This window comes from Moraxella caviae, assembly GCF_002014985.1.
GTDB classification, from domain to species: Bacteria; Pseudomonadota; Gammaproteobacteria; order Pseudomonadales; family Moraxellaceae; genus Moraxella; species Moraxella caviae.
The window spans coordinates 50151-74536 of record NZ_MUXU01000027.1; the positions used below are offsets into that span (position 1 = coordinate 50151).

General features: G+C 48.6%; 21 protein-coding genes and 2 tRNA genes. 5 read left to right on the forward strand and 18 right to left on the reverse strand.

Features of this window, described 5'->3' with window-relative positions; all coding sequences use genetic code 11:
* Positions 1 to 203 precede the first annotated feature (203 nt).
* Positions 204 to 827 (forward strand): 50S ribosomal protein L25/general stress protein Ctc, encoded by a 624-nt coding sequence (locus B0181_RS04355; RefSeq protein ID WP_078276266.1) that lies wholly within the window; start codon positions 204 to 206, stop codon positions 825 to 827.
* Between the two features lie 121 nt (positions 828 to 948).
* Here the strand turns inward: B0181_RS04355 and hemN are convergent, their stop codons facing one another.
* From hemN to B0181_RS04380, 4 genes are all read right to left on the reverse strand, one after another.
* On the reverse strand, positions 949 to 2352 hold the full coding sequence (gene hemN / locus B0181_RS04360; RefSeq protein WP_078276267.1) for an oxygen-independent coproporphyrinogen III oxidase: 1404 nt from the start codon (positions 2350 to 2352) through the stop codon (positions 949 to 951).
* Between the two features lie 279 nt (positions 2353 to 2631).
* Positions 2632 to 3261, reverse strand: coding sequence for an RDD family protein (locus B0181_RS04370; RefSeq protein WP_172462104.1), 630 nt, complete (start codon positions 3259 to 3261; stop codon positions 2632 to 2634).
* A 236-nt stretch (positions 3262 to 3497) separates the two neighbouring features.
* Positions 3498 to 3574: transfer RNA gene (locus B0181_RS04375), tRNA-Arg, on the reverse strand.
* A 107-nt stretch (positions 3575 to 3681) separates the two neighbouring features.
* A tRNA-Ser gene (locus B0181_RS04380) sits at positions 3682 to 3771 on the reverse strand.
* Between the two features lie 203 nt (positions 3772 to 3974).
* Between B0181_RS04380 and B0181_RS04385 the strand changes: the two genes are divergently transcribed.
* Positions 3975 to 4778 (forward strand): hydroxymethylpyrimidine/phosphomethylpyrimidine kinase, encoded by an 804-nt coding sequence (locus tag B0181_RS04385; protein WP_078276291.1) that lies wholly within the window; start codon positions 3975 to 3977, stop codon positions 4776 to 4778.
* Positions 4779 to 4962: 184 nt separating this feature from the next.
* Here B0181_RS04385 and ettA read toward each other — a convergent pair whose 3' ends face one another.
* The 4 genes from ettA to B0181_RS04405 form a co-directional block, all read right to left on the reverse strand.
* Positions 4963 to 6624 (reverse strand): energy-dependent translational throttle protein EttA, encoded by a 1662-nt coding sequence (ettA, locus tag B0181_RS04390; protein WP_078276269.1) that lies wholly within the window; start codon positions 6622 to 6624, stop codon positions 4963 to 4965.
* Positions 6625 to 6914: 290 nt separating this feature from the next.
* The gene (glnD, locus tag B0181_RS04395; protein WP_078276270.1) at positions 6915 to 9758 is read right to left on the reverse strand and encodes a [protein-PII] uridylyltransferase; all 2844 of its coding nucleotides are present in this window, start codon (positions 9756 to 9758) and stop codon (positions 6915 to 6917) included.
* A 5-nt stretch (positions 9759 to 9763) separates the two neighbouring features.
* Positions 9764 to 10564 carry a type I methionyl aminopeptidase gene (map, locus tag B0181_RS04400; RefSeq protein WP_078276271.1) on the reverse strand — a complete coding sequence of 267 codons (801 nt, stop codon included), beginning with the start codon at positions 10562 to 10564 and terminating at the stop codon, positions 9764 to 9766.
* A 310-nt stretch (positions 10565 to 10874) separates the two neighbouring features.
* Positions 10875 to 11225 (reverse strand): protein tyrosine phosphatase family protein, encoded by a 351-nt coding sequence (locus B0181_RS04405; protein ID WP_078276272.1) that lies wholly within the window; start codon positions 11223 to 11225, stop codon positions 10875 to 10877.
* A 242-nt stretch (positions 11226 to 11467) separates the two neighbouring features.
* Here B0181_RS04405 and B0181_RS04410 point away from each other — a divergent pair, with 242 nt between their 5' ends.
* Positions 11468 to 13615, forward strand: a complete 2148-nt coding sequence (locus B0181_RS04410; RefSeq protein WP_078276292.1) for an NADPH-dependent 2,4-dienoyl-CoA reductase — start codon at positions 11468 to 11470, stop codon at positions 13613 to 13615.
* 69 nt (positions 13616 to 13684) lie between these two features.
* Here B0181_RS04410 and B0181_RS04415 read toward each other — a convergent pair whose 3' ends face one another.
* The 5 genes from B0181_RS04415 to B0181_RS04435 all read right to left on the reverse strand — a co-directional run bounded on the left by B0181_RS04415 (position 13685) and on the right by B0181_RS04435 (position 17619).
* The gene (locus B0181_RS04415) at positions 13685 to 14107 is read right to left on the reverse strand and encodes a DNA translocase FtsK (protein ID WP_078276273.1); all 423 of its coding nucleotides are present in this window, start codon (positions 14105 to 14107) and stop codon (positions 13685 to 13687) included.
* A 199-nt stretch (positions 14108 to 14306) separates the two neighbouring features.
* Positions 14307 to 14432: a hypothetical protein gene (locus B0181_RS12450; RefSeq protein ID WP_281271121.1), complete on the reverse strand. Its 126-nt coding sequence runs from the start codon at positions 14430 to 14432 to the stop codon at positions 14307 to 14309.
* The gene (locus B0181_RS04425; RefSeq protein ID WP_211276067.1) at positions 14433 to 15791 is read right to left on the reverse strand and encodes a DNA repair protein; all 1359 of its coding nucleotides are present in this window, start codon (positions 15789 to 15791) and stop codon (positions 14433 to 14435) included. It abuts the gene before it with no gap.
* Positions 15792 to 16144: 353 nt separating this feature from the next.
* The gene (locus B0181_RS04430) at positions 16145 to 17227 is read right to left on the reverse strand and encodes a chemotaxis protein (RefSeq protein ID WP_078276276.1); all 1083 of its coding nucleotides are present in this window, start codon (positions 17225 to 17227) and stop codon (positions 16145 to 16147) included.
* Positions 17228 to 17229: 2 nt separating this feature from the next.
* A complete protein-coding gene (locus B0181_RS04435) occupies positions 17230 to 17619 on the reverse strand; it encodes a DNA repair protein (RefSeq protein WP_078276277.1) in 390 nt (129 codons plus the stop codon).
* A 127-nt stretch (positions 17620 to 17746) separates the two neighbouring features.
* Here B0181_RS04435 and B0181_RS04440 point away from each other — a divergent pair, with 127 nt between their 5' ends.
* A complete protein-coding gene (locus B0181_RS04440) occupies positions 17747 to 18091 on the forward strand; it encodes a helix-turn-helix domain-containing protein (protein WP_078276278.1) in 345 nt (114 codons plus the stop codon).
* 101 nt (positions 18092 to 18192) lie between these two features.
* On the opposite strand, the gene B0181_RS04445 is transcribed toward B0181_RS04440, so the two are convergent.
* The 3 genes from B0181_RS04445 to B0181_RS04455 all read right to left on the reverse strand — a co-directional run bounded on the left by B0181_RS04445 (position 18193) and on the right by B0181_RS04455 (position 21597).
* Positions 18193 to 19326, reverse strand: a complete 1134-nt coding sequence (locus B0181_RS04445; RefSeq protein WP_078276279.1) for an aminotransferase class V-fold PLP-dependent enzyme — start codon at positions 19324 to 19326, stop codon at positions 18193 to 18195.
* Positions 19327 to 19760: 434 nt separating this feature from the next.
* Positions 19761 to 20579 carry an SGNH/GDSL hydrolase family protein gene (locus B0181_RS04450; RefSeq protein ID WP_078276280.1) on the reverse strand — a complete coding sequence of 273 codons (819 nt, stop codon included), beginning with the start codon at positions 20577 to 20579 and terminating at the stop codon, positions 19761 to 19763.
* Positions 20580 to 20592: 13 nt separating this feature from the next.
* The gene (locus B0181_RS04455; protein WP_078276281.1) at positions 20593 to 21597 is read right to left on the reverse strand and encodes a bifunctional nicotinamide-nucleotide adenylyltransferase/Nudix hydroxylase; all 1005 of its coding nucleotides are present in this window, start codon (positions 21595 to 21597) and stop codon (positions 20593 to 20595) included.
* Positions 21598 to 21748: 151 nt separating this feature from the next.
* On the opposite strand from B0181_RS04455, the gene nfuA reads away from it, so the two are divergent.
* Positions 21749 to 22405 (forward strand): Fe-S biogenesis protein NfuA, encoded by a 657-nt coding sequence (gene nfuA / locus B0181_RS04460; RefSeq protein WP_078276282.1) that lies wholly within the window; start codon positions 21749 to 21751, stop codon positions 22403 to 22405.
* 59 nt (positions 22406 to 22464) lie between these two features.
* On the opposite strand, the gene B0181_RS04465 is transcribed toward nfuA, so the two are convergent.
* Together B0181_RS04465 and B0181_RS04470 are read right to left on the reverse strand one after the other, a co-directional pair.
* Entirely contained in the window at positions 22465 to 23136 is a 672-nt protein-coding gene (locus tag B0181_RS04465) for an Abi family protein (protein WP_078276283.1), read from the reverse strand.
* Between the two features lie 156 nt (positions 23137 to 23292).
* On the reverse strand, positions 23293 to 24330 hold the full coding sequence (locus tag B0181_RS04470) for an adenosine kinase (protein ID WP_078276284.1): 1038 nt from the start codon (positions 24328 to 24330) through the stop codon (positions 23293 to 23295).
* Positions 24331 to 24386 lie beyond the last annotated feature (56 nt).

Below are 24386 nucleotides of genomic sequence, written 5' to 3' on the forward strand. Positions count from 1 at the left end.
CTCAATTATGGTGAAAAATCTTGTAAATTTTTATAAAAATTATCCAAATTGATGAAATTTTACTTGGTAAATCAGCAAAAATTGGCTATAATATTGCGCTAATTTGCCGAGCGAAACCAAATCGTGCGCCAAGCACGAACGGCATTTTTGAGCAAGCTGGTCGCAAGTTTGCTCCCCTTGACATCACAATTTAAGGAATTGTCATGAGCTACACTCTAACTACGGTAGCACGTCCTACCGAGCAGCAGGGCAAAGGTGCGAGCCGCCGCCTGCGTAAAGAAAACCTAGTGCCTGCTATCGTTTACGGTGGCGACGCTGAGCCAGTATCTGTTTGCGTTAAGAAAAACGAGCTGGTAAAAGCACTGGAAGATGACGCGTTTTTCTCAAGCGTAACCACGCTTGCTTTGGACGGTGAGAACCACGAAGTTGTGGTAAAAGCCCTACAACGCCACCCATCAAAAGGCTTCCCGCTACACGTTGACTTCCAACGCATCGTACGCGGTCAAGTGATGAACTTCCATGTGCCTGTACACCTGGTGAACGTTGAGAAATCTGCTGGCAAAAAAGCAGGCGGTATCCTATCTACTTTGGTGAACGACATTGAAGTATCGTGCATGCCACGCCACTTGCCAGAAGCGATCGAAGTGGACGTATCTGCACTAGAAATCGGTGAATCAATCCACCTAAAAGACGTGAAACTACCAAGCGATGTAACTTTGGTTATCCACGAAGAATCTGACGCAGAGCGCGTAATCGCTACCATGCAAGCGCCAAGCGTTGAGCCTGCTGCTGAAGAAGCTGCTACTGAAGAAAAAGGCGAAGAATAAGTCTGAGTGCGTATTTACGCAAACAGCTTTCAGCCTAAAAAACCCAGCGTTATTGCTGGGTTTTTCTTTTGGTGCTTGTTTTAAAATGAAAGTCAATCAGCTTATCGGCTGGTTTGGTTTTTTAAATCACTTTAGAAAAGCGGTTGGCGTGTTTTTTGCCCAGATATTCATCAAAAACCATCGCCACGCTGCGCCCTAAAATGCGTCCTTTTGGCAAAATGCGCACGCCTGTGTCGCTGATTGCTACCAAGCCGTCCGCTTGTAAATCGCCAAGCTGCGCCAACTCATCGGCAAAATAAGTAGGCGTATCAATGCCAAATTTGGCGCTCACATCGGCAAAATCTAAATAATCATGGCACAATAAATTCATGATGACATAGCGGCGCAGTGCGTCTTTTGGGTCGGCGGCGATGTGCTTGACGGCGGTGAGTTTGCCGTCTTGTACCATTTGCGTGTAGGTTTTAAGTTTGGTGTGGTTTTGCAGGATATGGCGGCCGATTTGGCTGATTGCCGATACGCCAAAGCCCAGCAAATCGCACTCGCCAAGCGTGGCATAGCCTTGAAAATTGCGGTGCAGCTCGCCATTTCGTTGGGCGATTGCCATTTCATCGTCAGGCTTGGCAAAATGGTCAATGCCGATGTATTGATAGCCTGCTTGGGTTAGGGCGTTGATGGTGTCGCCAAACATGGTGAGCTTGTCGGCAGGTGATGGCAAATCGGCTTCGTTGATGCGTTTTTGGGCGTAAAAACGCTCAGGCAAATGCGCATAATTAAACACCGATAGGCGATCAGGCGCAATGTCAATCACGCGCGTCACCGTATTTGCCATGCTCGCCACCGTCTGATGTGGCAAGCCATAAATCAAATCAATATTGATGGAGCGAAAGCCTAAGCGTCTGGCTTCTGCCATCACCGCACGCACCAAAGATTCTGGCTGCACACGATTTACCGCGATTTGTACCTTTTCTTCAAGGTCTTGCACGCCAAAACTTAGGCGATTAAAACCAAGTCCACGCAGTACTTCCAGCGTGGTTTCACGCAATTCTCGTGGGTCAATCTCAATGGAAAAATCGCCATCGTCCGCAAAGCGAAACTGCGTTTGTAAAAATTCCCACAGGCGCACAAGCTCATCATCGGTCAAAAAGGTGGGCGTGCCACCGCCAAAATGCACTTGCTTAACCAGCGGATTGCCCTGAAGCAGCGAAGCCTTGTGGCGAATTTCAGCAAATAAATGCTCCAGATAATCGCCAGAATCGCTGTTCTTTTTGGTGATGATTTTATTGCAGCCGCAGTAGTAGCACAGATGGCGGCAAAACGGAATGTGAAAATACAGCGACAGCGGCACGTCCACATCACGACTGGCAAGCACGTCTGCTTCCACGCCTTCTGCGATGGGCGCAAATTCAAGCGCGGTGGGGTAGGACGTGTAACGTGGGCCTTGGCGGTTGTATTTTTGGATTAAGGTTTCATCAAAGCTGACACCGCTAAAATGCAGCGGTTCTGGGTTGGCATAAGGATTGTGCATAAAAATCTCGGCTGGCGTAAGTTTGTGTTGAGCCGTCAAGCAACTGCGCTAAATGTTGTTGTTTTAAAAATGTATTTATTATGAATGTTTATTCAAACGGCTTCATTATACCGTTTTTTGTACTGATTTTTCAACAAAATGCCTTTGGGTAAAATGCCGTTTTTAACAACTTTTAATAAAATGACAAGCTGGACTAAGCGTGGCATTTGTTGGTGTTTGGTGAAATTTGTAGGCAAGCTTAGATGGTAAAGATTGGGCAAAAGTGCTAAGCCGCCAAATTTATTTGCCACGTTTTTTTAGGCTGGCAAAAATGCCTTCGTGGGCGATTTTTGGCACTTTTAAGGTCATGGTGTTTGACAAGATGTCGTGCGCGGCAAATCCACGCGCATTGAACCAGCACACTGCGTAATTACACAGCAAGCCCAAAAATGCGCTGCCCACCGCCGCCAAGCGTCCGCCATAAACGAGTGTGCCGATGATGGCGCACAGCATGGGCAAAAGGCAGGCGTAAATGATGCGCACAAAGCTGGCACGCCAGTCCAAAAGCTGCCCATCGGTGGTAACGGTTTTTAGTCGCCACGTTTGCATGCCGAGTGTTTGCCCAGTTTTGCGCCAAAAAACGCCATAAAATCCCACGAGCGTCAGCACCGCCATCGGTGTCATCACGCCATTTTGATACCAAGCGGGCAAGGTTTGAGCGTCCGCAGCCGCCGTGCCTGTGTCCATCAGCAGCTGCGTGCCAATCACCGTCAGCACAAGGCTGGTCAAAAACAGCATGGATAAAATCAGCATGCCATCGTACAAAAGCGCCGCCAAGCGCACCAAAGGTTTGGCGATTTTTACTTCATCATCAAGATGGGCGGCTGGCTGGGTGTGAGCGGTGCTGGATTTTTTGGTTTGGCGGGTCATGGCGTTCGTTTGGTTCGTGGGCTGATTACTAAAATAAGCTGGCTGATTAAAGCTGCTATTGTAGCACATTGTGGGTGTGGTTTTTAAGGGGTAGTTGGGGTAAGTTGGTGCGCAGCTCGTTCTGGTGAAAATATGTGGTGAAAATGTGTGGAAAGTTAGCGTGATGAGTGAAACTTACACAAGAAAAGCTGCGTAACAAAAAACCACCAACTTAAAAGCTGGTGGTTTTCATAATGTGGCGCGCCCGGAGAGATTCGAACTCCCGACCCCTTAGTTCGTAGCCAAGTGCTCTATCCAACTGAGCTACGGGCGCTTAATCAACTTAACTTAGTGTTCAGCGTTGATGGTGCGACATTATAGCAGTTAATTTTATAATGTCAAGCACTTTTTTCATTTATTTTTCAATTTTTAGAAAATAAATGGCGGTGACGGAGGGATTCGAACCCTCGATACAGTTTCCCGTATGCATCCTTAGCAGGGATGTGGTTTCAGCCACTCACCCACGTCACCGTTTTGCTGTACAATCAGTACGTTGTGGGCGGTAATTATAACAAAAATTCTCAAGATTGCAAGCAAAATTTTGCAAATATTGGCAAATTTTTCACTTTTTTGATGAATTTTCCCATAAAATAAAAAGCCGATGGCGGTACGTGCGAAAACTTGCTATGATAATTGGGTGAATTTGCCAAGAATAAGGATACATTATGACAATCATGCGTCCAACGGTGCTGTGTTTTTCAGGGCTTGACCCATCAGGCGGGGCGGGCTTGCAGGCGGATATTGAAGCCATCGGGCAGGCAGGTGCGCACGCTGCCATCGCTTGTACTGCCATCACGGTGCAAAGCTCGCAGGCGGTGTTGGGCTTTGAGCCTGTGGCGGACACGCTTTTGATGGCGCAGGCAAAGGCGGTGCTGGACGATTTGCCCGTCAAAGCCATCAAAACAGGCATGCTTGGCACGGTGGAAAACATCGCTGCCATTGCCCAGCTGTTCGCCACGCGCAAGATTGCCGCTGGCACGCCTTTTGTGCTTGACCCTGTGCTGGTGGCAAACTCTGGCGGCTCTTTGGGCGACCCAAAAACGCTCGTGGCAGCGTTTGAGCAGCTTTTGCCATTTGCCACGCTGATTACGCCAAACACGCATGAGCTTAGGGCTTTGGCGGGCAAAGACAACTTGCACGACTGCGCCAAAGCGCTGAACGATAAAGGCGTAAAAGCCGTGCTGGTAAAGACTTCGCACGATTTTAGCGCAGGTGATATTGAGCAGTTTTTGTATGTGAATGGGCAGATTGCGCACACAAGCGTGATTCGGCGGCTAAATGGCGAATTTCACGGCTCTGGCTGCTCGCTTGCCAGTCATATCGCAGGGCGGCTGGCGATGGGCGATGATGTGGTGCGTGCGATTGAGCGTGCCGATGCGTGGATTGCCAAGGTTCTTGACGATGCTGACCGTCCGCATACCGATGCCAAGGCGCAGCTGATTCCAAGACGCTTTGGGGCGGATAAATTTGCTGGTTGATGGTGGGTTTGGCTTAAAAATTGATTGAAAATTTACTTTTAAACTTGCTTTAAAACTTGCCCCAAATTTCACCAAAAACTAAAACTTACCCAAGTCTTTACCAAAAACTTGTCAAAACTTCATCAAAAAAACACCGCCTAACGTATCAGTCAGGCGGTGTTTTAGCTTTAAGAAGTTTGGTTGATTAACCACCAATCTTCTTATATTTCATACGCTTAGGCGTGGCATCTGCGCCCAATTTTTCTTTACGCCATTTTTCGTATTCGGTGTAGTTGCCATCAAAAAATTCAGGCTCATCGTTTTCAAACGATAAAATGTGCGTACAAATACGATCCAAGAACCAGCGGTCATGGCTCACCACCAGCACCGTGCCGGGGAACACTTGCACCGCGTCTTCTAGCGCACGCAAGGTTTCTACGTCAAGGTCGTTTGATGGTTCGTCAAGCAAAATAACGTTCGCCCCTTGTTTTAGGGTTTTGGCAAGTTGCAGGCGATTGCGTTCACCGCCTGACAGCTGACCCACACGTTTTTGTTGGTCTTGACCTTTAAAGTTAAAGCGTCCGATGTACGCGCGGCTTGGCGTGGTGTATTCGCCCACGGTAATCATATCAAGACCGTCAGAGACTTCTTCCCACACGGTTTTGTTGTCGTCAAGCTCATCACGCACCTGCCCAACGTAGGCAACCTTCACGCTTTCGCCCACTTCCACCGAGCCAGTGTCAGGCTTGTCCTTGCCAGTAATCATGTTAAACAGCGTGGTTTTACCTGCGCCATTTGGCCCCACAATGCCGACAATCGCCATCGGTGGCACGGTGAATGATAGGTTTTCATACAGCAGACGGTCGCCAAAGGACTTAGAAATGCCATTGACTTCAATCACCTTATTACCAAGGCGTGGCCCCGGTGGAATGTAGATTTCTGCCGTTTCGTTGCGTTGCTGGAACTCACGCGAGTTCATTTCTTCAAAGCGCTCTAGGCGAGATTTGGATTTGGCTTGCTGACCTTTTTGGTTTTTGCGCACCCATTCCAATTCTTGCTTCAACGCCTTGGCAAAGGCTTCTTCTTGTTTTTGTTCTTGCTCTAGGCGTTTATTTTTTTGCTCAAGCCATTCGGTGTAGTTGCCCTTATAAGGGTAGCCATAGCCACGGTCAAGCTCCAAAATCCACTCAGCGACATTGTCAAGGAAATAGCGGTCGTGGGTAATCGCCACAATCGTGCCAGTGTAATCTTTCAAGAAACGCTCTAGCCACGCCACCGATTCTGCGTCCAAGTGGTTGGTCGGTTCGTCAAGCAGCAGCATATCAGGCTTAGAAAGCAGCAAACGGCACAGGGCAACACGGCGTTTTTCACCGCCAGACAGCTTAGATACGTCTGCGTCCCAAGGTGGCAAGCGCAGTGCGTCTGCGGCTTTTTCAAGTGTGGTGTTTAGGTTGTGTGCGTCCCACGCTTGAATGATGTCTTCCATTTTGCCTTGTTCGGCAGCAAGTTTGTCAAAATCTGCGTCAGGCTCTGCGTATTCGGCATAGATTTGGTTTAGGCGCTCAAGTGCGTCAAGGGCTTCACGCACGCCGTCTTCCACGTTGCCACGCACGTCTTTGGTAGGATCAAGCTGCGGTTCTTGGGGCAAATAGCCAACTTTAATGCCAGTTTGCGCGCGCGCTTCACCGCTATAATCGGTGTCTACGCCTGCCATGATGCGCAGCAAAGTAGATTTACCTGCACCGTTTAGACCCAGCACGCCGATTTTTGCACCCGGGAAAAACGATAGGTTGATGTTTTTTAGAATTTCGCGCTTGGGCGGAACAAGTTTTGACACATTGTTCATGGTGTAGATGTATTGGGCCATGAATTTTCCTATTGACAGCTCATTAAATTAAAAATGATGTAAAGATTGTGCCTATTATAAGCCAAAAGACAAGGATTTGGTATCTTTGATTTGCGTTGTGTGGATTTGGGGTTGGGTTGGTGCTTGGTGGTTGATTTATGCGCTGAGCGTGGCAATCATTAAAAAGATAAAAATGTTGCCAAAAAGATAAAAAGCTCTGCGCAATTAACTGGTGGGCGAATTGATGATTTTATTCGCCCAGTTTTTTAATTTTATGAAACCTGCTCCAATTCACCTCAGTACTTCTAAATTCACCCCAACACTTCTAAAAGCTGCGCTTTGAGCGTGGCAAGCTCATCATCACTAAGCGTGCGCCCATCTTTGGCACTGATGTGAAACATATCTTCGGCACGCTCGCCCAGCGTGGTAATGCGTGCGCCATGCACTTCAATGCGCAGCTTACGAAACACGCCGCCCACCTTGGCAAGCAGCGCAGGGCGATCTTTGGTGATGAGCATCATGGCGTGGTGTCCGTCATTGGCGATGGACGTGGCGGCTTGAAAAGAGATTTGTGTCGGCACGCTAAAATGCTTGAGTTCGCTTTGTCCAAACGTGCGTGGCGGCGTGCGGTAATCATTGGTGCGCAGGGCGGTGGCAAGCTTTTGTATCAGCAGTGTTTGGCGGTGGCTGTCGGTCAAAATATCATTACGCTCACTGCCTTTGATGGCAAGTCTGTCAAGCAAGACATACGAGTCAATCGCCACTGGCACGCCATCAATTTTACCTGTCAAAATGGTGGCGTCCAGCACTGAAAGCCCCATGCCATCAAGCGTGCAGACGGTGGCGGCAAACAAATCATCTTGGTCTTGATTACACACCAAAAGCTGCACTGCGCCTAATGCCACGTCGCCATGTTCACGCAGGGCGATGATGGGCGTGCCAGATGAGTGCGTTTGGGTGTGGCGCAGGATTTGGGCGGATTGCCAAGCGATGTCGGCGTGCTTTTGTTTTAAGAAAAAATCTTCGCCAAAACCTGCCCACAGCGCATCAAGGGCGGCTTGGTCAAACTCATCAAGCAAAAGTTTGGCTTTGTGCTTACGATTGGCGATGACTTGGTCTTTATCCGCCGCCGCAAGTCCCAGGCTTAGCACCCTGTGCGTGCTGATGTACAGCTGGCGCAACAAAGACGCACGCCACGCATTCCACAGCTGCGAATTGGTGGCGTTCATATCGGCAACCGTGAGCGCATACAGGTGATTTAGCCTTGTGATACTGCCTGTAAATTCAGCAAAACGTGCGATGACTTCAGGGTCGTAGATGTCTTGCTTTTGGGCGGTGAGAGACATGGTGAGATGCTCTTTGACGAGCCAGCACACCAAATCAGTGTCTTGCTGCGAAAGTTTGTGCGCTTGGCAAAATTCGTACGCGTCCTGTGCGCCAAGTTCACTGTGATCGCCGCCACGCCCTTTGGCGATGTCGTGAAATAAGGCAGCGATGACTAAGATGTCCTTGCGGTTGATGTTTTGGTACACTTCGCTTACAAGACCAAAGCGGTTTTCGCTGGTAGGATTTGGCGCACCAGAGTTGTCGGTGCTTGGCAAGGTGTGGCTTTCATCTTTTTTGCCAAAGCGGTGCAAAATCCGCACCAACAGCAGCGTGTGCGCATCCACCGTATAACGATGGAACAAATCATACTGCATCAACCCCATGATGTCGCCAAAGGCAGGCAGATAATTTGCCAGCACGCCATAGCGTTTCATCAGGCGCAGGCGGTGAAATAGGTAATTGCCTTCTTGTAAATTCGCCAAAAACAGCGCACGGTGCGCAGGATTATCACGGTATTCATCATTGATGTGATTGCTTGCCAAAAACAGCGCACGCAAGGTGCTGGCGGCAATTTTTTTAATGCCGTGCTTACCCATCATCAAAAAGATTCTTAGCAATGCGTCTGGTTTTTTGATGAACAAGGTGTCGTCAATGGCGGCGATTTTATCGTTTTGGTCGGTTTGCGGGTTTGTGCTGCCAATTTCACGCAAACGATAAAAATCATCGTCCAGCGGCACACGCTCAAACACAGGATTTAAATAGCGTTCGTTAAAATAATCACAAGACAGCTCGCTTAGCGCCGCAACGTGCATGGCGTGGCGATAATACAGCCGCATCATGGCTTCTAGGGCGCTGGTAAGTTCGCTGTGCGCCACGTTTTCATCGGCATAGCCCATGCGCACGGCAAGCGATTTTTGATGGTCAAACAGCAGGCGTTCTTCGGCGCGCCCCGTCAAAGCGTGCAGATGATGGCGCATACACCACAAAAACAGCTGGGCATTGGTCAGTGTGATTGCTTTGTCATCGCTTAAAAATCCTGCCGCCGCCAAGTCCGCCAAATCACGCACGTCATCAAAAACAAACTTGCCAAGCCACATCACCACATGAATATCACGCAGCGCACCGGGAGCGGATTTGATGTTTGGCTCAAGGTTATATTCGGTTGCGCCTTGAGTGCGGTAGCGTTCTTTGGCTTCTTGGGTTTTAGCATCAAAAAACGCCTTTGCCGTCCAGTGATTTTTCACCGCTTGCTTTGGTGTGTGGGCAAGTGCGTGATTGCCCGTCAAAAACCGCGCTTCTAAAAGGGCGGTGGCGATGGTCTGATCGCTGATGACCAAGGCAGTGTCATCAAGCGTGCGCACCGAAATCGCAGGCGTGATGCCGATGTCCCAAAGCCTTGCCACAAAAGGCTCAATGCGTGCTTGATGGCGTGTAATGTCCTTGCCAATCAAAAGCAAATCCACGTCTGAATTGGGCAAAAGCTCGCCACGCCCATAGCCGCCCACCGCAAACAGCGCAAGCTCATCTGGCAAGCCAAACGCAGTAAACAGCGCCACCATCAGTGCGTCCATGGCAGCGGTGCGCAGCGCAATCAGCTGGGCAATTTCTTGGGTTGCCATGCGCCCAAGTACCACCATGCGTGCGTCAATGTCGGCATTGATTTGCCCAAGCCACGCTTGGTAAGCGCTGCCATCAAAAGCCGCTAAAAACTTTTCAAACTCGGCATCGCTTGATGGTGCGGCGGATTTTGGCAAAGCAGGTACGCTAAGCCCAAGCTGGGCGGCAAGCTCGTTTGCCAGCTCAAAAGATGATGTGGACGCAAGTGTCATCGGAGTTATTCTTTAATCCAGCTTAAATCTTCGTCAGGGCGTGCGGTGGTTACGATACAGCCGTTGTCCGTTACAATCAGCGTATGCTCCCATTGCGCTGAGAGTTTGCGGTCTTTGGTGATGGCAGTCCAGCCGTCTTTCATGACTTTGGTTTGCCATACGCCTTGGTTAATCATCGGCTCGATGGTCAGCGCCATGCCTGTTTTTAGCTCCACGCCTTCGCCTTTTTTGCCGTAGTGCAGCACTTGTGGCTCGCAGTGAAACTCTTTGCCCAAGCCATGCCCGCAAAATTCACGCACAATGCTAAAGCGCTCAGGCTCAACCACCGCTTGAATTGCCGCACCAATATCGCCAAGGTGTGCGCCATTTTTCACCACGCTCATGCCAGCGTACAGTGCCTTTTGGGCGACATCGCAAATGCGCTTTGCCATCACCGAGCCTTCGCCCACAATCCACATTTTTGATGTGTCGCCATAGTAGCCATCTTTGATGACGGTTACGTCAATGTTGATGATGTCGCCATCTTTTAAAATGCGCTCATGGTCTGGAATGCCGTGGCATACAACGTGGTTGATGCTGGTACAGATGGATTTTGGGAAGCCGTGATAATTTAGGCAGGCTGGGATTGCGCCTTGAACTTCGGTGATGTGGCGATGGGCGATGTCGTCAAGCTCGCCTGTACTCACGCCAGCTTTGACGTGTTCGTCCAGCACTTGCAAGACTTCAGCGGCAAGCTGACCTGCGATTTTCATTTTGGCGATGTCTTCATCGTTTAAGATGGGAATGTTTTTGCTGCTTTTGCTCATACTGTTTTTGCTCGTAGATGTCTGTCGGTTTGTTGAGTTTTAATTTGATGAAATCATGAAAAATTTGGCGAATGCTTGGCAAGGTTTATCGTGCAAAATTTGCGTTTATTTCACGCACCGCTTGCGCATTGCCGTAGAATCATTAGAAAAATTGCCATAAAAAATAGGCACAATCATGCGCCTATTTTAGCAGGTTTTGCGTGGGTGTAGGGATAAATCGGCGATAAATTTTCGTAAAATTTGAAATTTTGCCTATCATGCGCACACTGGCACGCAAAGTTGATGTCAAGTGGATATGAAACGATAAAAATCACTCTTTGTCCAGCATATCGCGCTCACGAGCGGCGGCTAAGATGGTGCTTGAGCGGTTGCCCGTGCGGCAAAAGATGTGCAGCGGGCGTTCGGTGGCGTTGAAAAAATCGGCAAATTCTTCAACGTGATTCATATCCAGCATACCGCCAGCAAAGGCGATTTGCTTATAAGCGATGCCATGTGCGGCAGCGGCAGCGGCGATTTCATCAGAAGTGGGCTGGTTTGCTTCTTCGCTGTCTGGGCGGTTGTTGATGATGGTTTTTACGCCTTGTTCGGCAAGCGTGGCAACGTCCGCTGGGGTGATTTGCCCAGAAATGGTGATACGAAATTCAGGGGCGACTTCGGTCATGATGATTCCTTATGATGGATGGATTGTGATGACTTATAAGTCATCGTAAAGTTTTGAGTGTGATGAATTTTATAATAAAATCATAACTTGGGTAAAATTTAACACGGGCTTATGATAAAATCAACCAAAAAGCGTGGTGCTTGCCAAGCGAGCTTGGGATTGGTTGGGTTTATTTTAAGCAAACCGCCAAAACCGTTAAGCCAAAACCAGCCGCCACGCCATTTGACATTTTAAGGACAGCCATGAAAGCCATCACCGACCGTTTGCGCCGCCTGCGCCAGCATCTAAGTGCGTCAAACGCTGCGCCAGACAGTACCATCCAGCCTGAAAACACGCCTTATCCTAAGCTGTTTGAGCCTTTGGATTTGGGTTTTACCACGCTTAAAAACCGCGTGGTGATGGGCTCAATGCACACAGGGCTTGAAGACCGTTTTTATCATTATGGCAAACTTGCGGCATATTTTGAAGCGCGCGCGGCAGGCGGTGTGGGGCTGATTATCACAGGCGGCATTTCACCAAATAAAGAAGGCTGGCTGACACCGCTTGGCGGCACGCTAAACACCGCAGGCGACGTGCCTCATCACGCACGAGTAACACGCGCGGTGCATAAGCATGGCGCAAAGATTATCCTGCAAGTGCTGCATTCTGGGCGGTATGGTTTTCATCCGTTTGTGGTTGCGCCAAGTCCTATTAAATCGCCCATTTCGCCTTTTAAGCCACGCCAAATGAGCGTGCGTAACATTGAGCGCACGGTGGCAGACTTTGCCAATACCGCACGGCTTGCCAAAAAGGCAGGCTATGATGGCGTGGAAATCATGGGTTCGGAAGGGTATTTACTGAACCAATTTTTATCCGCGCGCACCAATAAACGCACAGATGAATATGGCGGCAGTCTTGCCAATCGCGCACGCTTTGCGCTGGAGATTGTCAAGGCGGTGCGGCAGGCGGCAGGCGATGATTTTATCATCAGTTTTCGGCTGTCTATGGCGGAATTTGTGGCGGACGGAGCGGTGATGGCGGACGTCATCAGCGTGGCAAAATGGCTACAAGACGCTGGCGTAACGCTCATCAATACTGGCATTGGCTGGCATGAAGCGCGCGTGCCGACCATCGTAACTAGCGTGCCAAGAGCAAGTTTTGTGCGCTTTACTGAAGCGGTGAAAGCGGCGGTGGACATTCCTGTGATTGCCGCCAATCGCATCAATATGCCAGACACTGCCGAAGCGATTTTGGCGGCTGGGCAAGCGGATTTGGTGCAGATGGCACGTCCGTTTTTGGCGGACAGCGATTGGGTGATAAAGGCGCAGACAGGGCAAGATAAGCTGATTAACACTTGCATCGGCTGCAATCAAGCGTGCCTTGACCACATTTTTGAGAACAAACGTGCGTCTTGTTTGGTCAATCCTTTGGCGTGCCATGAAAGCGAATACCGCATTAAGCCTGCCAAAAAACCCAAGCGCATTGCCGTGGTGGGCGCAGGCGTGGCTGGCATGATGGCAGCGATAACGGCAGCAGGGCGTGGGCATCGTGTGGTGCTGTTTGAAAAAAGCGCATGGCTTGGCGGGCAGTTTAATTATGCCAAGGTGATTCCCGGCAAAGAAGAGTTTTTTGAGACCATTCGCTATTTTCACCACCAGCTTGCCAAGCTGCAAGTGGACGTGCGCCTAAATACCGAAGTAACGCGCCAAATGCTAGAAGAAGCGCAGTTTGATGATGTGATTGTGGCGACTGGCGTAGTGCCACGTGCCATCAGCGTGGCTGGCGCAGATTTACCGCAGGTGATGAGTTATGCTGAGCTTTTGTCTGGGCAAAAGCGTGCAGGCGAGCGTGTGGCGGTGCTGGGCGCAGGCGGTATCGGCTATGATGTGGCGGAGTTTTTGGCGCATGGAGCGAGCGTGCCAAGTGATGTCAATGCGCCTGATTTTGCGCCTGATATGCCAAGTGCGGACGTGTTTTTTCGTCAATGGGGCGTGGATAGCAGGGCGGATTATGACAGCCAAGGCGCACTGGCAAAGCCACAGCCACAGCCTGCTGCAAGGCAGATTTATCTTTTGCAGCGTGGCGAGAAATTTGGCAAAAGTTTGAATAAAACCACAGGCTGGGTGCATAAAGCCGCCATCAAACAAGCTGGCGTGGTGCAGATTGGCGGTGCGCGCTATGACAAAATCACCGATGAAGGCGTGTGGATTACGGTGAATGGTCAGGCGCAGCTTTTGCGTGTGGACAGCGTGGTCATCTGCGCTGGACAAGAGTCAGTCAATGCGCTCATGCCAGAGCTTGCCAGCGCACCCAAGGCGCAATACCACGTCATTGGCGGCGCAAAAAATGCCGAACGTCTGGACGCCAAACGTGCCATTCGTGAAGGGTTTGAAGTGGGAGTTTTGGTGTAATTTGGAGTAATTGCCAATACAAAAAGCGCTCACGTTGATGGGCGCTTTTTAGGGCTTGATGGTTTGCGATTAGATTTCTTGGCGCTCTTTTAGGGTCTCGATGATAGAATGCGCGCGATTATAACCGAGTCCAAGGGCGCGCTGCAAAGCAGCAATTGAAACTGCGCCATGGCTGGCTTGTCTGTTTTTACAAAATTCAGTTGCCGCCAGCATAAGCAGTTCATCGTCATGATTAGCCAGCTGCTCAAGGGCGCTAGAGCATTTTTTGAATTCTGCAAGAACCCTGCTTAGCTCTGAATATAATGACACCAAATCAAAGGTCTGCTCGTTTTCTTGGACTGCCACGTGCTCGATTGCAAGCTGTAAGCTGAATTTTTGACATTCCAGAGCCTCAATTTGTTTTTCAAGGCTGCGCAGGCGGTCTAGAGTGCGGATAAGAAATTTGATTTTGATGTATGCTGGCGTGTTCGCGTCTGCGGTAAATACAAACATGGGGTATCCTTGTGGGGTGTGGTGTGGAGATTGTCAGATGCCGCACGATAAATAATCTATTTATGATTAGAAATATCGTCTTGCAATGTTTGACAGACAGATAGGTTGATTTGAACAAAAGTTTCCCAATCAATCTCATCTCTCAAGTGTGTAATATAGTAATCTTTCACTCGACATTCAAGCGGTCTTTGGTGATAAATTAGACATAAGTTAGTATCATCATCAAAGTGTCGGCAAACGCCATCGCCGCGGTCAAGATGGGCTGTTTGTGCGCTTTTACTAACCAAGCGACAGCATTGACCGCAGGCATTGCAAGGAAAATCAATCATTGCTGTTTGCTTTTAAGCCAGCTTCTGACGCTGCTGTGATTTCCAGATTCAAAAGGCAGCTTAATATTTCTGCGCTGAATTTCTTTACGAAGTACAAGACTGCGCTCAATTTCGCTGTTGGTTGTTGCTAGTGCGCTGGCAAAAGCGGCAAGCTCGTCAGGATTCATCTGAAATTCTAGCTTACTCAGTTCGGTTAAATAACGGTCAAGTTTGGCATTGGCAGCTTGAACACTGTCCAAAAGTTTTTCGTACTTGCTTTTAAGAGCGTTTAAAAAATCCCAGACTTTTTGCATGACGGCGCTATGGTCTAGATAGTATGTCAAGCCCAACGTTAAAATGCCTGTTGCCATGGCACTGATAAATGCCGCAATAGACGAGCCAAAAGGCAGTTTAAGCATTTGCTCCAGATGGCCGTTTAGTATTGTGCCAACAGCAATTGCCGCGCCTGAGCCTAAGATGCGTATCACTTCTCGAGTTAAATCGCCAGCCCTTAAATCTTCTGGATTAAAAAATAAGATTTTGGCAGCTTTAACAAGGCTATTCCACGATTCACGAATCAATTTTACAATGAGTTTTTGTGAAGTAAAAAAGGTATTTAAAATGGTGGTGGTTATGCTTGCCAGTATGCCGCCAATCACACCATCGGCAAAACTGGTTAATAAATCACGAAATCTAACCTTGACACGCTCAACGATATTGGTGAATGTGGTTTTGATTTTCTCAAGAAAAACCTCAAACTCAAAGGCTGCTTTTTGCGTGCAGTAGCGGAAAATTTCAGGGATTCGCTCTATTAGCTCAAACCAAATTTCCGCCAAGACAAGCCCCAGTGCTTGGCGCGCTCCCATAAGAGCTCCTTTCTTCGCTGATGCTACGGCTGTTTCTTTAAAGAATTTGGAGCTGGTGTAATATTCCTTATTGATTTGTTGGTCCATGGCTTGTCGGGCTTTTTTGTCTGCCTCCATTGCACCTTTTCCATCAAACTCTTCTAGGGCCTTAAGATGCTCTTTTTCTTTATTGATTTTATCTTGGAGTTTTTGTTTTTCGTGGCGCTGTTTTGGTGTGTCTGCGGGTAAAGATTCCAGTTTTTCTTGATTTTTCTGAATGCTGGCTTTTTTTGCGGCGATTTGCTTTGGAACAATTCGATTGACAAATTCTTCCATCGAATGATCTTTTTTGAGGTTGTTAAGATATCCGTGGGTTGAGCTAAGATTGCTTTCTTGATTTGCTAGCTTTGCCCCATCTAAGCCTGCCAATACACGACCCGGATCGTTATGCACTTCATGCGCAGAAACGACGTGATCCAGCTGTCTTGATTCGCCTGCTTGAAAATTGGTGTCTCGATATTTGTCGTGCAATTTTCCTTGTGCTTGCAGCTTTTTATCTGCTCTGCCTTTTTCGATGTAGGTTTTGTTAGAGTGATAGGCGTGAGAGTCGTACTCTCCGCGATTATCAAAGGCGGCTTTTTCTTTTTCGGTTGCCCAAATGCCTTGTCGGACGTTATGCACTGTATCCACATCGCCGCCCACTTTGTCTTTTATCAGTAAAAAATCCAAACCAAAAGATGTGGTTAGGCTATGCACGACCGTTTTGTGCAGCTCTGCCGACCAGTCAAAGTTCTTATTATATGCTTGTGCCATGCAATTTTTTCCTTATCAAGTCTAGACATGACGTCTGCCACATCTAGACTTGGCGTGCTTAAAGATTGTGTTTATGCGGGTAATTTGTGCAATTGATACGCATCTTGAGCCGTGTCCAGAACTTCATCTAAAGCGTGTCTATTTAGCACCTGATAACCGTCTGGATCCACCATGATTTTTGGCGCGCCTGACCCATCAACCGCTATTTCACCATCATTCATGACAGGTTTAAATAATGGTGTGGTGATGACATCCGTGAGAATTGCCGCCAAGGAATAGCCATTTTCAATGATTTGCATCATGTTGTCTTGAATGCTTGCTGGGTCAATGCTGTTTCTACGCACGATAGTGTCAATGGCTTTCAAATCATCAAAATACCCTTTAAAGGTTTCGTATAAGTTGTTGGTATGGGTGTGAACTTTAGTAGCCACTTTGTCTACTTGCTCAAGTTTGTGACGAGCGGTGGCCATTTTTTCAACGGCTTCTCTGGTTTTGACTTCCAGCTCTTTGGCATTTTTCAAAGCGTCTTTTGCATAAGAAGCAAAGGCAATGCCTGCAACAGCAAGCACAGGGGCGGCAACAGTTGCCCCTAGAATCATTGTTCCGCCTGCTATGCCCAGACCGCCAGAGGCAAGCGAGCCACCGCCAATGGCTGCCAAGGCGGCATTTTTGGCGGCAATGCCTGACAACGCGGCAATGGGCGTGCCTGTAGAAGCTGCGCCTAAAGCCAAGACGCCGCCATAAACTGCGTATGCAGCTGTGCCACCTGCTGCGCCAGCACCCACCAATTTACCCGCATAGCTTGTTGCAGATAATGCCAGCCCTTCGATTTTTTGCAGTTTGTAAGAAGGAATGTGTACTTTGATTTCTTGTGTGGATGATTCGTTGATTTTGCCTATCAGTTCATCGGCAAGTTTTTGAAATTCATAAAAACTTTGACCGATAGAAAGTTGCAATTCGCCCAATTTTTCTAGCGTTTGAGAGGTGAGCTTATTGCGCTGATTTAGTTTTTCCTGAGCGGCCTCATAGCGCTCTTTTGAGGCTTTAACAATGTTATCGGCTTTACTTTTGTCTTGATAGCCGTCATATCCTTTTTTAATTCCAGCACCCACAGTGGCGATGGCAGCTCCCGCTAAAAGTAATGGTAAAGGCATGATTATTCTCCCAGTAGGTATTCGGCTTGTTTTGATAGAGCGATTTGATTTTCAACCCATGCTTCCAGTTGCAGCAGTTTATTGGCTGAGATATTTAAGGCGCCGGCATACTGACCAATTAGGTCTTTTTCATTGACGTGATAGTTGTTGTTGGCATGAGCCACGCCAAGCAGTTCAAGTATGAGAGAGCATTTGGCGCGCTCGGTGGTAAATAATAATGGCAGCTCGTCAATGCTAATCGTTGTTTCAACAACGCCTTTGTCGGATTGTTGGATTAAAATTTCAGCCATGCCAGATTGCAATTCATCAAGATTGCCGTCCGCTTTGGCAACTTCTTTAGCTAGAAAAATCAATGCAGATTGCTGTGCGACTGTTAAATTTCTCACAAACATGATTGTCTCCCGTGTTTGGATTCGAATTAAGGGCAATTTTAATAGAACTTTAATTCTTATTATATAACTTTAATTATCTGTACTTCAAGTGTTAAACGCCTACACTACGCAGTATGCGGAGGGCGGTATGACTAAAAGAACAGATAAGAATTTAAGCAATGCAATCGGGCGAGCCATCGCTCAGAAACGACAGCGCACGGGACTGACTCAGGCGCAGGTTGCAGAGCATATAGGGGTGAGTGATGATGCGATTTCGCGTATGGAAAGGGGGAACATCATGCCGACCATCAAGCGCCTTGCTGAGCTTGCGGATTTGTTTGACTGCGAGACGGCGGATTTTTTGACTTGTGCAAGCCCAACCATCAATGACGAGACACGCCACGTCATGAATTTACTTATGCAGCTTGCACCCCATGAACGCAGGGAGTTGATTGCGATTATTGAGCGTTTGGTGGATTGGAAAAGTCAATAAAAACAAACGGATAAGTAAGAAATATCAAGCGGTATTTTGCTCATAAAATAAAAAGACCACCAAAATCGGTGGTTTTTATACGGTTAATCGTGCCAGTGCAATCAGCCAAACACCTTATCGGCAGCGGCTTGAAAGCGTGCGACTGCGCCGTCCACATCGGTGAGCTTGTCAAGCCCAAACAGCCCAATGCGAAAGCTCTGATAGTCTTCAGGCTCGCCCACTTTTAGTGGTGTACCAGCCGCAATCTGTAAGCCTTGTTCGGCAAAAGCCGCGCCCTTATGCACCGCTTCGCTTGGCGCATGGCATACCACCACGCCGCGCGCTTGACAGTCTGGGTGGGCGACGCTTGCCACGCCTTTTTCTGCCAGCAGTGCCACAATGCGCTTGCCAAGCTCAATTTGCGCAGATTTTAACGTCTCATAGCCCACCGCTTTGGCTTCTAAGAGCGCATCACGCAGCTGGCGCAGGCTGTCGGTTGGCATGGTGGCGTGATAAGCATGGCCGCCATTTTCGTAGGCTTGCATGATGCCATGCCACGCCTTTAAATCCAGCGCAAAACTTGATGGCGTAGCGTTTGCCAGCAGTCCTGCCGCCTTGTCATTCATCATCACAAGTCCAGCGCAAGGCGTGCTAGACAGCCCCTTTTGCGGTGCGCTGATCAGCACGTCAATGCCGAGTGCCTTCATGTCAAGCCACACGCAGCCAGACGCAATGCTGTCAATCACCAAAAGCGCGCCCACGTCGTGCGCAGCCTTCGCCAGCCCTGCGATGTACTCATCGCTTAGCATCATGCCAGACGCTGTCTCAACGTGCGGCGCAAACACCACATCAGGCTTATGCTCACGGATAAAGTCGCTGACTTTCGCCAAATCGGCAGGGGCAAATTGCGCTTTTTCGCCAGCAGGCTGAACTTGCTCGGCACAAAATACTTCGCAGGATTTTGCCACGCGGCTGGCTTCTAGGATTTGTGTCCAGCGGTAGCTAAACCAGCCGTTTCGCACCACGACACAGTTTTTGTCATCGGCAAAGGCACGCACGACCGCTTCCATGCCTGACGTGCCAGAGCCGGGAACGATTGCCACGGCATCGGCGTGGTATAGGGATTTTAGTTCGCTGGATAAATCACGCATGACTTGCCCAAAGACTTTGGACATATGGTTGAGCGAGCGGTCGGTATAAACAACGGAATATTCAAGCAATCCATCTGGATCAATGTCATGACGTAGGGCAGGCATGGCGCACTCCTTTGGCTGGTGGGAAATGGGAAGTTGGTTCGTGTTGGCATGGATTGAGCGAATTGGATCAATTCATTGCAATCAGCGCAATCCATCACCGCAAAAATAAAACCACAAATACGAACTAAAAGTTTGGTTTGTGGCGGTATTAACGAACCAAAATTTTATCAAAAATCAGCCCTAATGTACCGAACTTGGCATAAAAAAGCAAGACTTCGGCGCAAGATTTTACCGAATTTCTTGGGGTGATTGCATGGTGCTTTTAAAGACGGTTTTATCAATTCGTTGGGTTTTTGCAAGCTCAACCCAACTTACCTATCGTCCTTTAATTTAAACCGATAATTTGAATTGGTGATAATTTGTAAGTTGGGTTAGTGATGCGTAACTCAGCGTTTATTAGGCGAAAAACGCTCAATTTGCGGATAATTTAATCTTCAAACCAACGCCGCAATCTGATTTGCCAGCGTTTTTGACCACACTTCATAGGTGAGCTTGCTTGGGTGAAAGCCGTCTTTGGCAAACATCACATCACGGCTTAGGCGTGCTTTGGCAAATTCATCACGCACATAATGCACGCCTTCAAATTCAGCGCACACGCCTTGCATGAGCGTGCTTAAATGTTGCGCTTGTCTGCCAATCAGTGCGTTTAAAGGCGTAGGCAAGCTGGGCGCAAGCTGCATGGGCGGCAGGCTTAAAAACAGGATTTGCCCCACGCCAAATTTACGCTTGAGCAAAGTGATAATACCACGCAAATTATGCTGCCAAGCGGTGTCGCTGGTGCGTTTGACCACGTCATTTACGCCAATGCTGATGATGGCAACATTAAGCGCTGGCGTGCTGGTGGGTGCAGGCATGGCGTACAGGCGGTGCAGCAGCTGAAAACTGGTGTGTCCGCTGGTGGCGCACAGTTGCCAGCAGATTTGCTGATAAGGGGTGTTTTGTGCGGTATTGTCCGCTGAATTTTGCGTGAAAATCTGCGCCAAATTTGCCACGATGCGCCCAAGCGGTGCGTCCGCCTGAGTGTCCACGCCCACACCAGCGGCTGCCGAATCGCCAAAGATGGTTAGGCGCAGTGTTTTGGTATTTTGTGTGTCAGCGTCAAGCGGTGCGCCCAAAAGCGGTGTATTGAAAAGTGGCGTGTTGCCAAGCCGTACGCCTTCAGGCTCTGGCAGGCGTAGGGCGGTTTTGGCGACATTTTTTGCTTGATAATAATACAAAGGCGCAAGCAGATAATCGTATTTTTTGTGAAACATGGCTCGTTATTCGTTATAAACCCAGCATTTTGGTGATGATACTGTAATGATCTTCAAACATTTTTGTGCCGTCCAGCTCAGCTAATGGCAGCCAAAACGCACGCTTGGCGTCATCGTCACCTTGTACTTGCGGTAGCGTTTTGCCGTCCAGTTCAAAATAAAACACACTGGTGATGGTGCGCCCACGCAATGAGCGGTCTGGCGCGTCAAAAGTCTGTACGGCTTTTAAGTTTTTCTTATCAATTTTTAGACCTGTTTCTTCATAAGTTTCACGAATGGCGCAGTGCAGTAAGGTCTCGTCAGCGTCCAAAAATCCGCCAGCCATCGCCCACAAACCTTTGCCATAATCACCGCCACGCTCAATGAGTAAGATGTGTCCGCTTTGTACGATGAGCGCGTCAGCCGTGATGAAAGTTGGTGGATAAGGCGCAGCTTGCCAAGCGTTTTGGCAGGCTTTAATGTGCTGATATTCGGTTTGTAATTGTGTAAACTCTGAAGTATTTTTAAATTTTTCTAAAAAATCTTGGCTGGATTTGGGCAATTTGTCGTACAGGCTTGTGCCGTCTTTTAGCGTGCTTTCGCCAAAATAAGCGCGGCGCAGCGGCGTGGCGGATAAGTTTTCAAAACTTGGCAATTCCACATAATCCCACGCAGGAAACAGCGACAAATAATACGAGCTGTCGTCTTTGGTGTGGCCGATAACGCCTGTTTTGCCAGCGTCTTGGGTGATGAAACGCACCGCTGAGCCGATGTTTTGTAGCCATTTGTGGTCGTTGTACAGCGTGTCGTCAATGGGCAGGCAGACGATGCGGCTAGCGGTTTGTTCGTCAAATGCCGATAAAATCATCGCTTCACGCTCATCAAAGGTGAAAGGGTTTTTAATCGTGCGTGGCGAATTTGCCGAACCGATGAGTAAAATCACCGTTTTGGCGCGTTTTAGGGCTTCTTTTACCACAAATTCATGCCCCAAATGAAAGGGTTGAAAACGCCCAATAAAAATCAAATGATCAAAATTCATATTTTGCTACCAATTTGCCCTTGATAAAATTGGCTTATGTTACCATAATATCCGATAGATTTAGTCAGATTTTTTATGGGCTGCCAATATCAGCCAGTTATTCACACATCAGCGCATTTTAGCGCGGTCAATACACCAAAACGAGAACATCATGAGCGAACAAAACACCCAAGACACCCAAGACGATGTGCAAGGTCAAGAAATCCCAAAAGAAAGCAACATCAAAATCACCGAATCCGCCCAAGAATACTTGGCGGAGCTGCTTGCCAAGCAAGAAGTGGAAGGCATTGGCGTGCGCATTTTTGTGGAGCACCCCGGCACACCGCGCGCTGAGTGCTGCATGAGCTACTGCCAGCCTGACGAAGTGGACGAAGACGATTTGCAAATTCCTTATGCCAAATTCACCGCGCACATTGACGCGCCGAGCATTCCGTATTTGCATGATGCGGTGATTGACTATAATAAGGATCGTTTTGGCGGGCAGCTGACCTTCCGTGCGCCAAATTCTAAAGTGCCGCAAGTGGGCGCAAATGCCAGCATTGAAGAGCGTATCAATTACGTTTTGCAATCAGAAATCAACCCACAGCTTGCCAGCCACGGCGGTATGGTGGAGCTTTTGGAAGTGATTGAAGATGACGCAGGCAAGACCGCCGTGCTAAAATTTGGCGGCGGCTGCCAAGGCTGTGCGGCGGTGGACGTAACGCTGCGCCAAGGCGTGGAAGTGCAGCTAAAACAGCAAATCCCAGAGCTGACGCACGTCGTGGACGAGACCGACCATTCTGTGTCTACAAATGCTTATTATAAATAAGGCGTAAAGCAGATAAAAAGAACCCGAAGGTGGGTTCTTTTTTGTTTGTAAATTTTTGGTTATTTGGGTTTGCTATTTGGTGAAGGTTTGCCATTGAGTAAAAAAGTGATATTTTGCCAATTTTGCACCCAATCAGCCAAAGCAGGTGAACAGGCTTGCAACGTATTGATGGCGACTTGATGGCTGTGGGCTAAATTTTGATTAAAAATCGGCTCGTGGTGTGCGATGCGATTTCTCAATCTGCGCAGATGTTCTGTATTTTTGAACAAGTCAGAGCGGTCTTTTGCCAAATTTGCTGGCGTATTTATGCCACAAAACACAGCATAAAATTGCGCTGACCAAATGCGGTCATCGTGTCGTGCGGTCAGCATATGCTGCCAAAAGGCGAAATTGAGCTTGGCGATGACGTTGTTGATATCATTGGTGTTTTTTCTGGCTTCAATCAGGGCTTCTCGTGGTTTGTATCCGTGCTTTGGGCTGGGCAATGAACGCTCAAAACCAGTATGCCAAGCCCATTGTGAGCCGTATTGCGCTTGCAAGGCGGCGGATATGGTATTGCGCAGGGCGATTTCACAGCAGCCAAGCACGCCAAAAATTGCTTTTGAGATTTCTATGTTCCACTGATATAAAGACAAAGCGTGATTGTCGTCTGTGGCGGCTTTTGCATACGTTGAAAAGCGAGCGGCGGATAAAGTCTGTATAATTTCTTGAACAGTGCTTGAATTTTCCATTGGTAAGTCTTATAATAAATCCGTTAGCCAAGGGAAACGCTGGTTTTACCACCCCCTTTGGACGTATGCGAAAAGCTCATCATGATGTGATGAGCTTTTCTTTTTGTGGTTTGGTGTTTGCTATACGAGAATTAAAATTTTAATTCCGCCTTTCAATCACAAAACCCCAGCTTTAATCTCTTGATATTCCGCCTTTGTCAAGCGTGCGCCAAATTGCGCCACCACACGGCTAGCCACAGCGCCTGCCAATTTACCGCACTCATCAAGCGCATGACCTTGCGATAAAGCATATAAAAACGCCCCAGCGAAATTATCGCCTGCGCCATTGGTGTCCACCACGCTCACAGCTTTTGGTGTGGCGACGTATTGCAACTCTGGCGTGCCAGCCGTGCGTGTGGCGATGAGCGTAGGATTTTCGCCATCGGTGATGACGGCAAGCTCGCTGTGAGCCAGCAAAGCGTGCGCGGCCGCTTGTTTATCGGTGGTTTCGGTGTAAAGCAAGGCTTCTTCTTGGTTGCAAAACACCGCCGCCACGCCGCCTGCCAGCATTTCATCAAGCCCTGCTTTGGCAAATTTTACCACCGCAGGGTCGGCAAAACTCACCATAATGTTTGTGCCGCATTCTTTGGCGTGCGCTTTTAGCTTGGCGATCGCTTGCATGGCACTGGGCGACATGGCAAGATAGCCTTCTAGGTACAGCCACTGTTTTTGCTTAGCATTTTGTGCGCTGTTTTGGGCGACGAGTGCGTCAAAATTCACGTTTTTCTCGTCAATTTCACTGCTTGCACCAAGGTGGGTTTGCATGGTGCGCTCAGCGTCAGGTGTTACCAGCACCGCACAAGAACCCGTTACGCCGCCTTGGTGCGTGGCAAGTGCTGTATCGGTGGCAACGCCCATTTCCGCCAAATCCTGCAAATAAAATTCGCCCATCTTATCATCGCCCACACGGCAATTATAAAACGCACTGCCGCCAAGTGCCGCAAAAGCCGCCATGCTGTTTGCTGCCGAGCCACCGCCTGCTTGTTTGGCAGGGTGAATGCCGTGCGTGTGTAAGGTGTCAAAAAGGGCGGCTTGGGTGTCGGTGTCGGCAAGCGTCATGTTGCCACGAGTCAGCCCAGTGGCGGCAAGTGCGCTGTCTGACACGGTAAATTCGGTATCCACCAAAGCATTGCCAATGGCGACGACGTTATACATAAAAATTCCTTAAAAAATAAATATTTATCAATAAAAAAGGGCTATTTTCAAAATCA

Bases quoted from the DNA above. Each gene is read 5' to 3' on its own strand.
- glnD (WP_078276270.1), bottom strand. From the start codon at position 9,758: ATGACACTTGCGTCCACATCATCTTTTGAGCTGGCAAACGAGCTTGCC.
- nfuA (WP_078276282.1), top strand. From the start codon at position 21,749: ATGAGCGAACAAAACACCCAAGACACCCAAGACGATGTGCAAGGTCAA.
- B0181_RS04355 (WP_078276266.1), top strand. From the start codon at position 204: ATGAGCTACACTCTAACTACGGTAGCACGTCCTACCGAGCAGCAGGGC.
- B0181_RS04450 (WP_078276280.1), bottom strand. From the start codon at position 20,579: ATGTTTCACAAAAAATACGATTATCTGCTTGCGCCTTTGTATTATTAT.
- B0181_RS04470 (WP_078276284.1), bottom strand. From the start codon at position 24,330: ATGTATAACGTCGTCGCCATTGGCAATGCTTTGGTGGATACCGAATTT.
- B0181_RS04405 (WP_078276272.1), bottom strand. From the start codon at position 11,225: ATGACCGAAGTCGCCCCTGAATTTCGTATCACCATTTCTGGGCAAATC.
- B0181_RS04430 (WP_078276276.1), bottom strand. From the start codon at position 17,227: ATGCCTTTACCATTACTTTTAGCGGGAGCTGCCATCGCCACTGTGGGT.
- B0181_RS04385 (WP_078276291.1), top strand. From the start codon at position 3,975: ATGCGTCCAACGGTGCTGTGTTTTTCAGGGCTTGACCCATCAGGCGGG.
- B0181_RS04455 (WP_078276281.1), bottom strand. From the start codon at position 21,597: ATGAATTTTGATCATTTGATTTTTATTGGGCGTTTTCAACCCTTTCAT.
- ettA (WP_078276269.1), bottom strand. From the start codon at position 6,624: ATGGCCCAATACATCTACACCATGAACAATGTGTCAAAACTTGTTCCG.
- B0181_RS04410 (WP_078276292.1), top strand. From the start codon at position 11,468: ATGAAAGCCATCACCGACCGTTTGCGCCGCCTGCGCCAGCATCTAAGT.
- B0181_RS04465 (WP_078276283.1), bottom strand. From the start codon at position 23,136: ATGGAAAATTCAAGCACTGTTCAAGAAATTATACAGACTTTATCCGCC.
- B0181_RS04370 (WP_172462104.1), bottom strand. From the start codon at position 3,261: ATGACCCGCCAAACCAAAAAATCCAGCACCGCTCACACCCAGCCAGCC.
- B0181_RS04415 (WP_078276273.1), bottom strand. From the start codon at position 14,107: ATGTTTGTATTTACCGCAGACGCGAACACGCCAGCATACATCAAAATC.
- B0181_RS04435 (WP_078276277.1), bottom strand. From the start codon at position 17,619: ATGTTTGTGAGAAATTTAACAGTCGCACAGCAATCTGCATTGATTTTT.
- map (WP_078276271.1), bottom strand. From the start codon at position 10,564: ATGAGCAAAAGCAGCAAAAACATTCCCATCTTAAACGATGAAGACATC.
- B0181_RS04440 (WP_078276278.1), top strand. From the start codon at position 17,747: ATGACTAAAAGAACAGATAAGAATTTAAGCAATGCAATCGGGCGAGCC.
- hemN (WP_078276267.1), bottom strand. From the start codon at position 2,352: ATGCACAATCCTTATGCCAACCCAGAACCGCTGCATTTTAGCGGTGTC.
- B0181_RS04445 (WP_078276279.1), bottom strand. From the start codon at position 19,326: ATGCCTGCCCTACGTCATGACATTGATCCAGATGGATTGCTTGAATAT.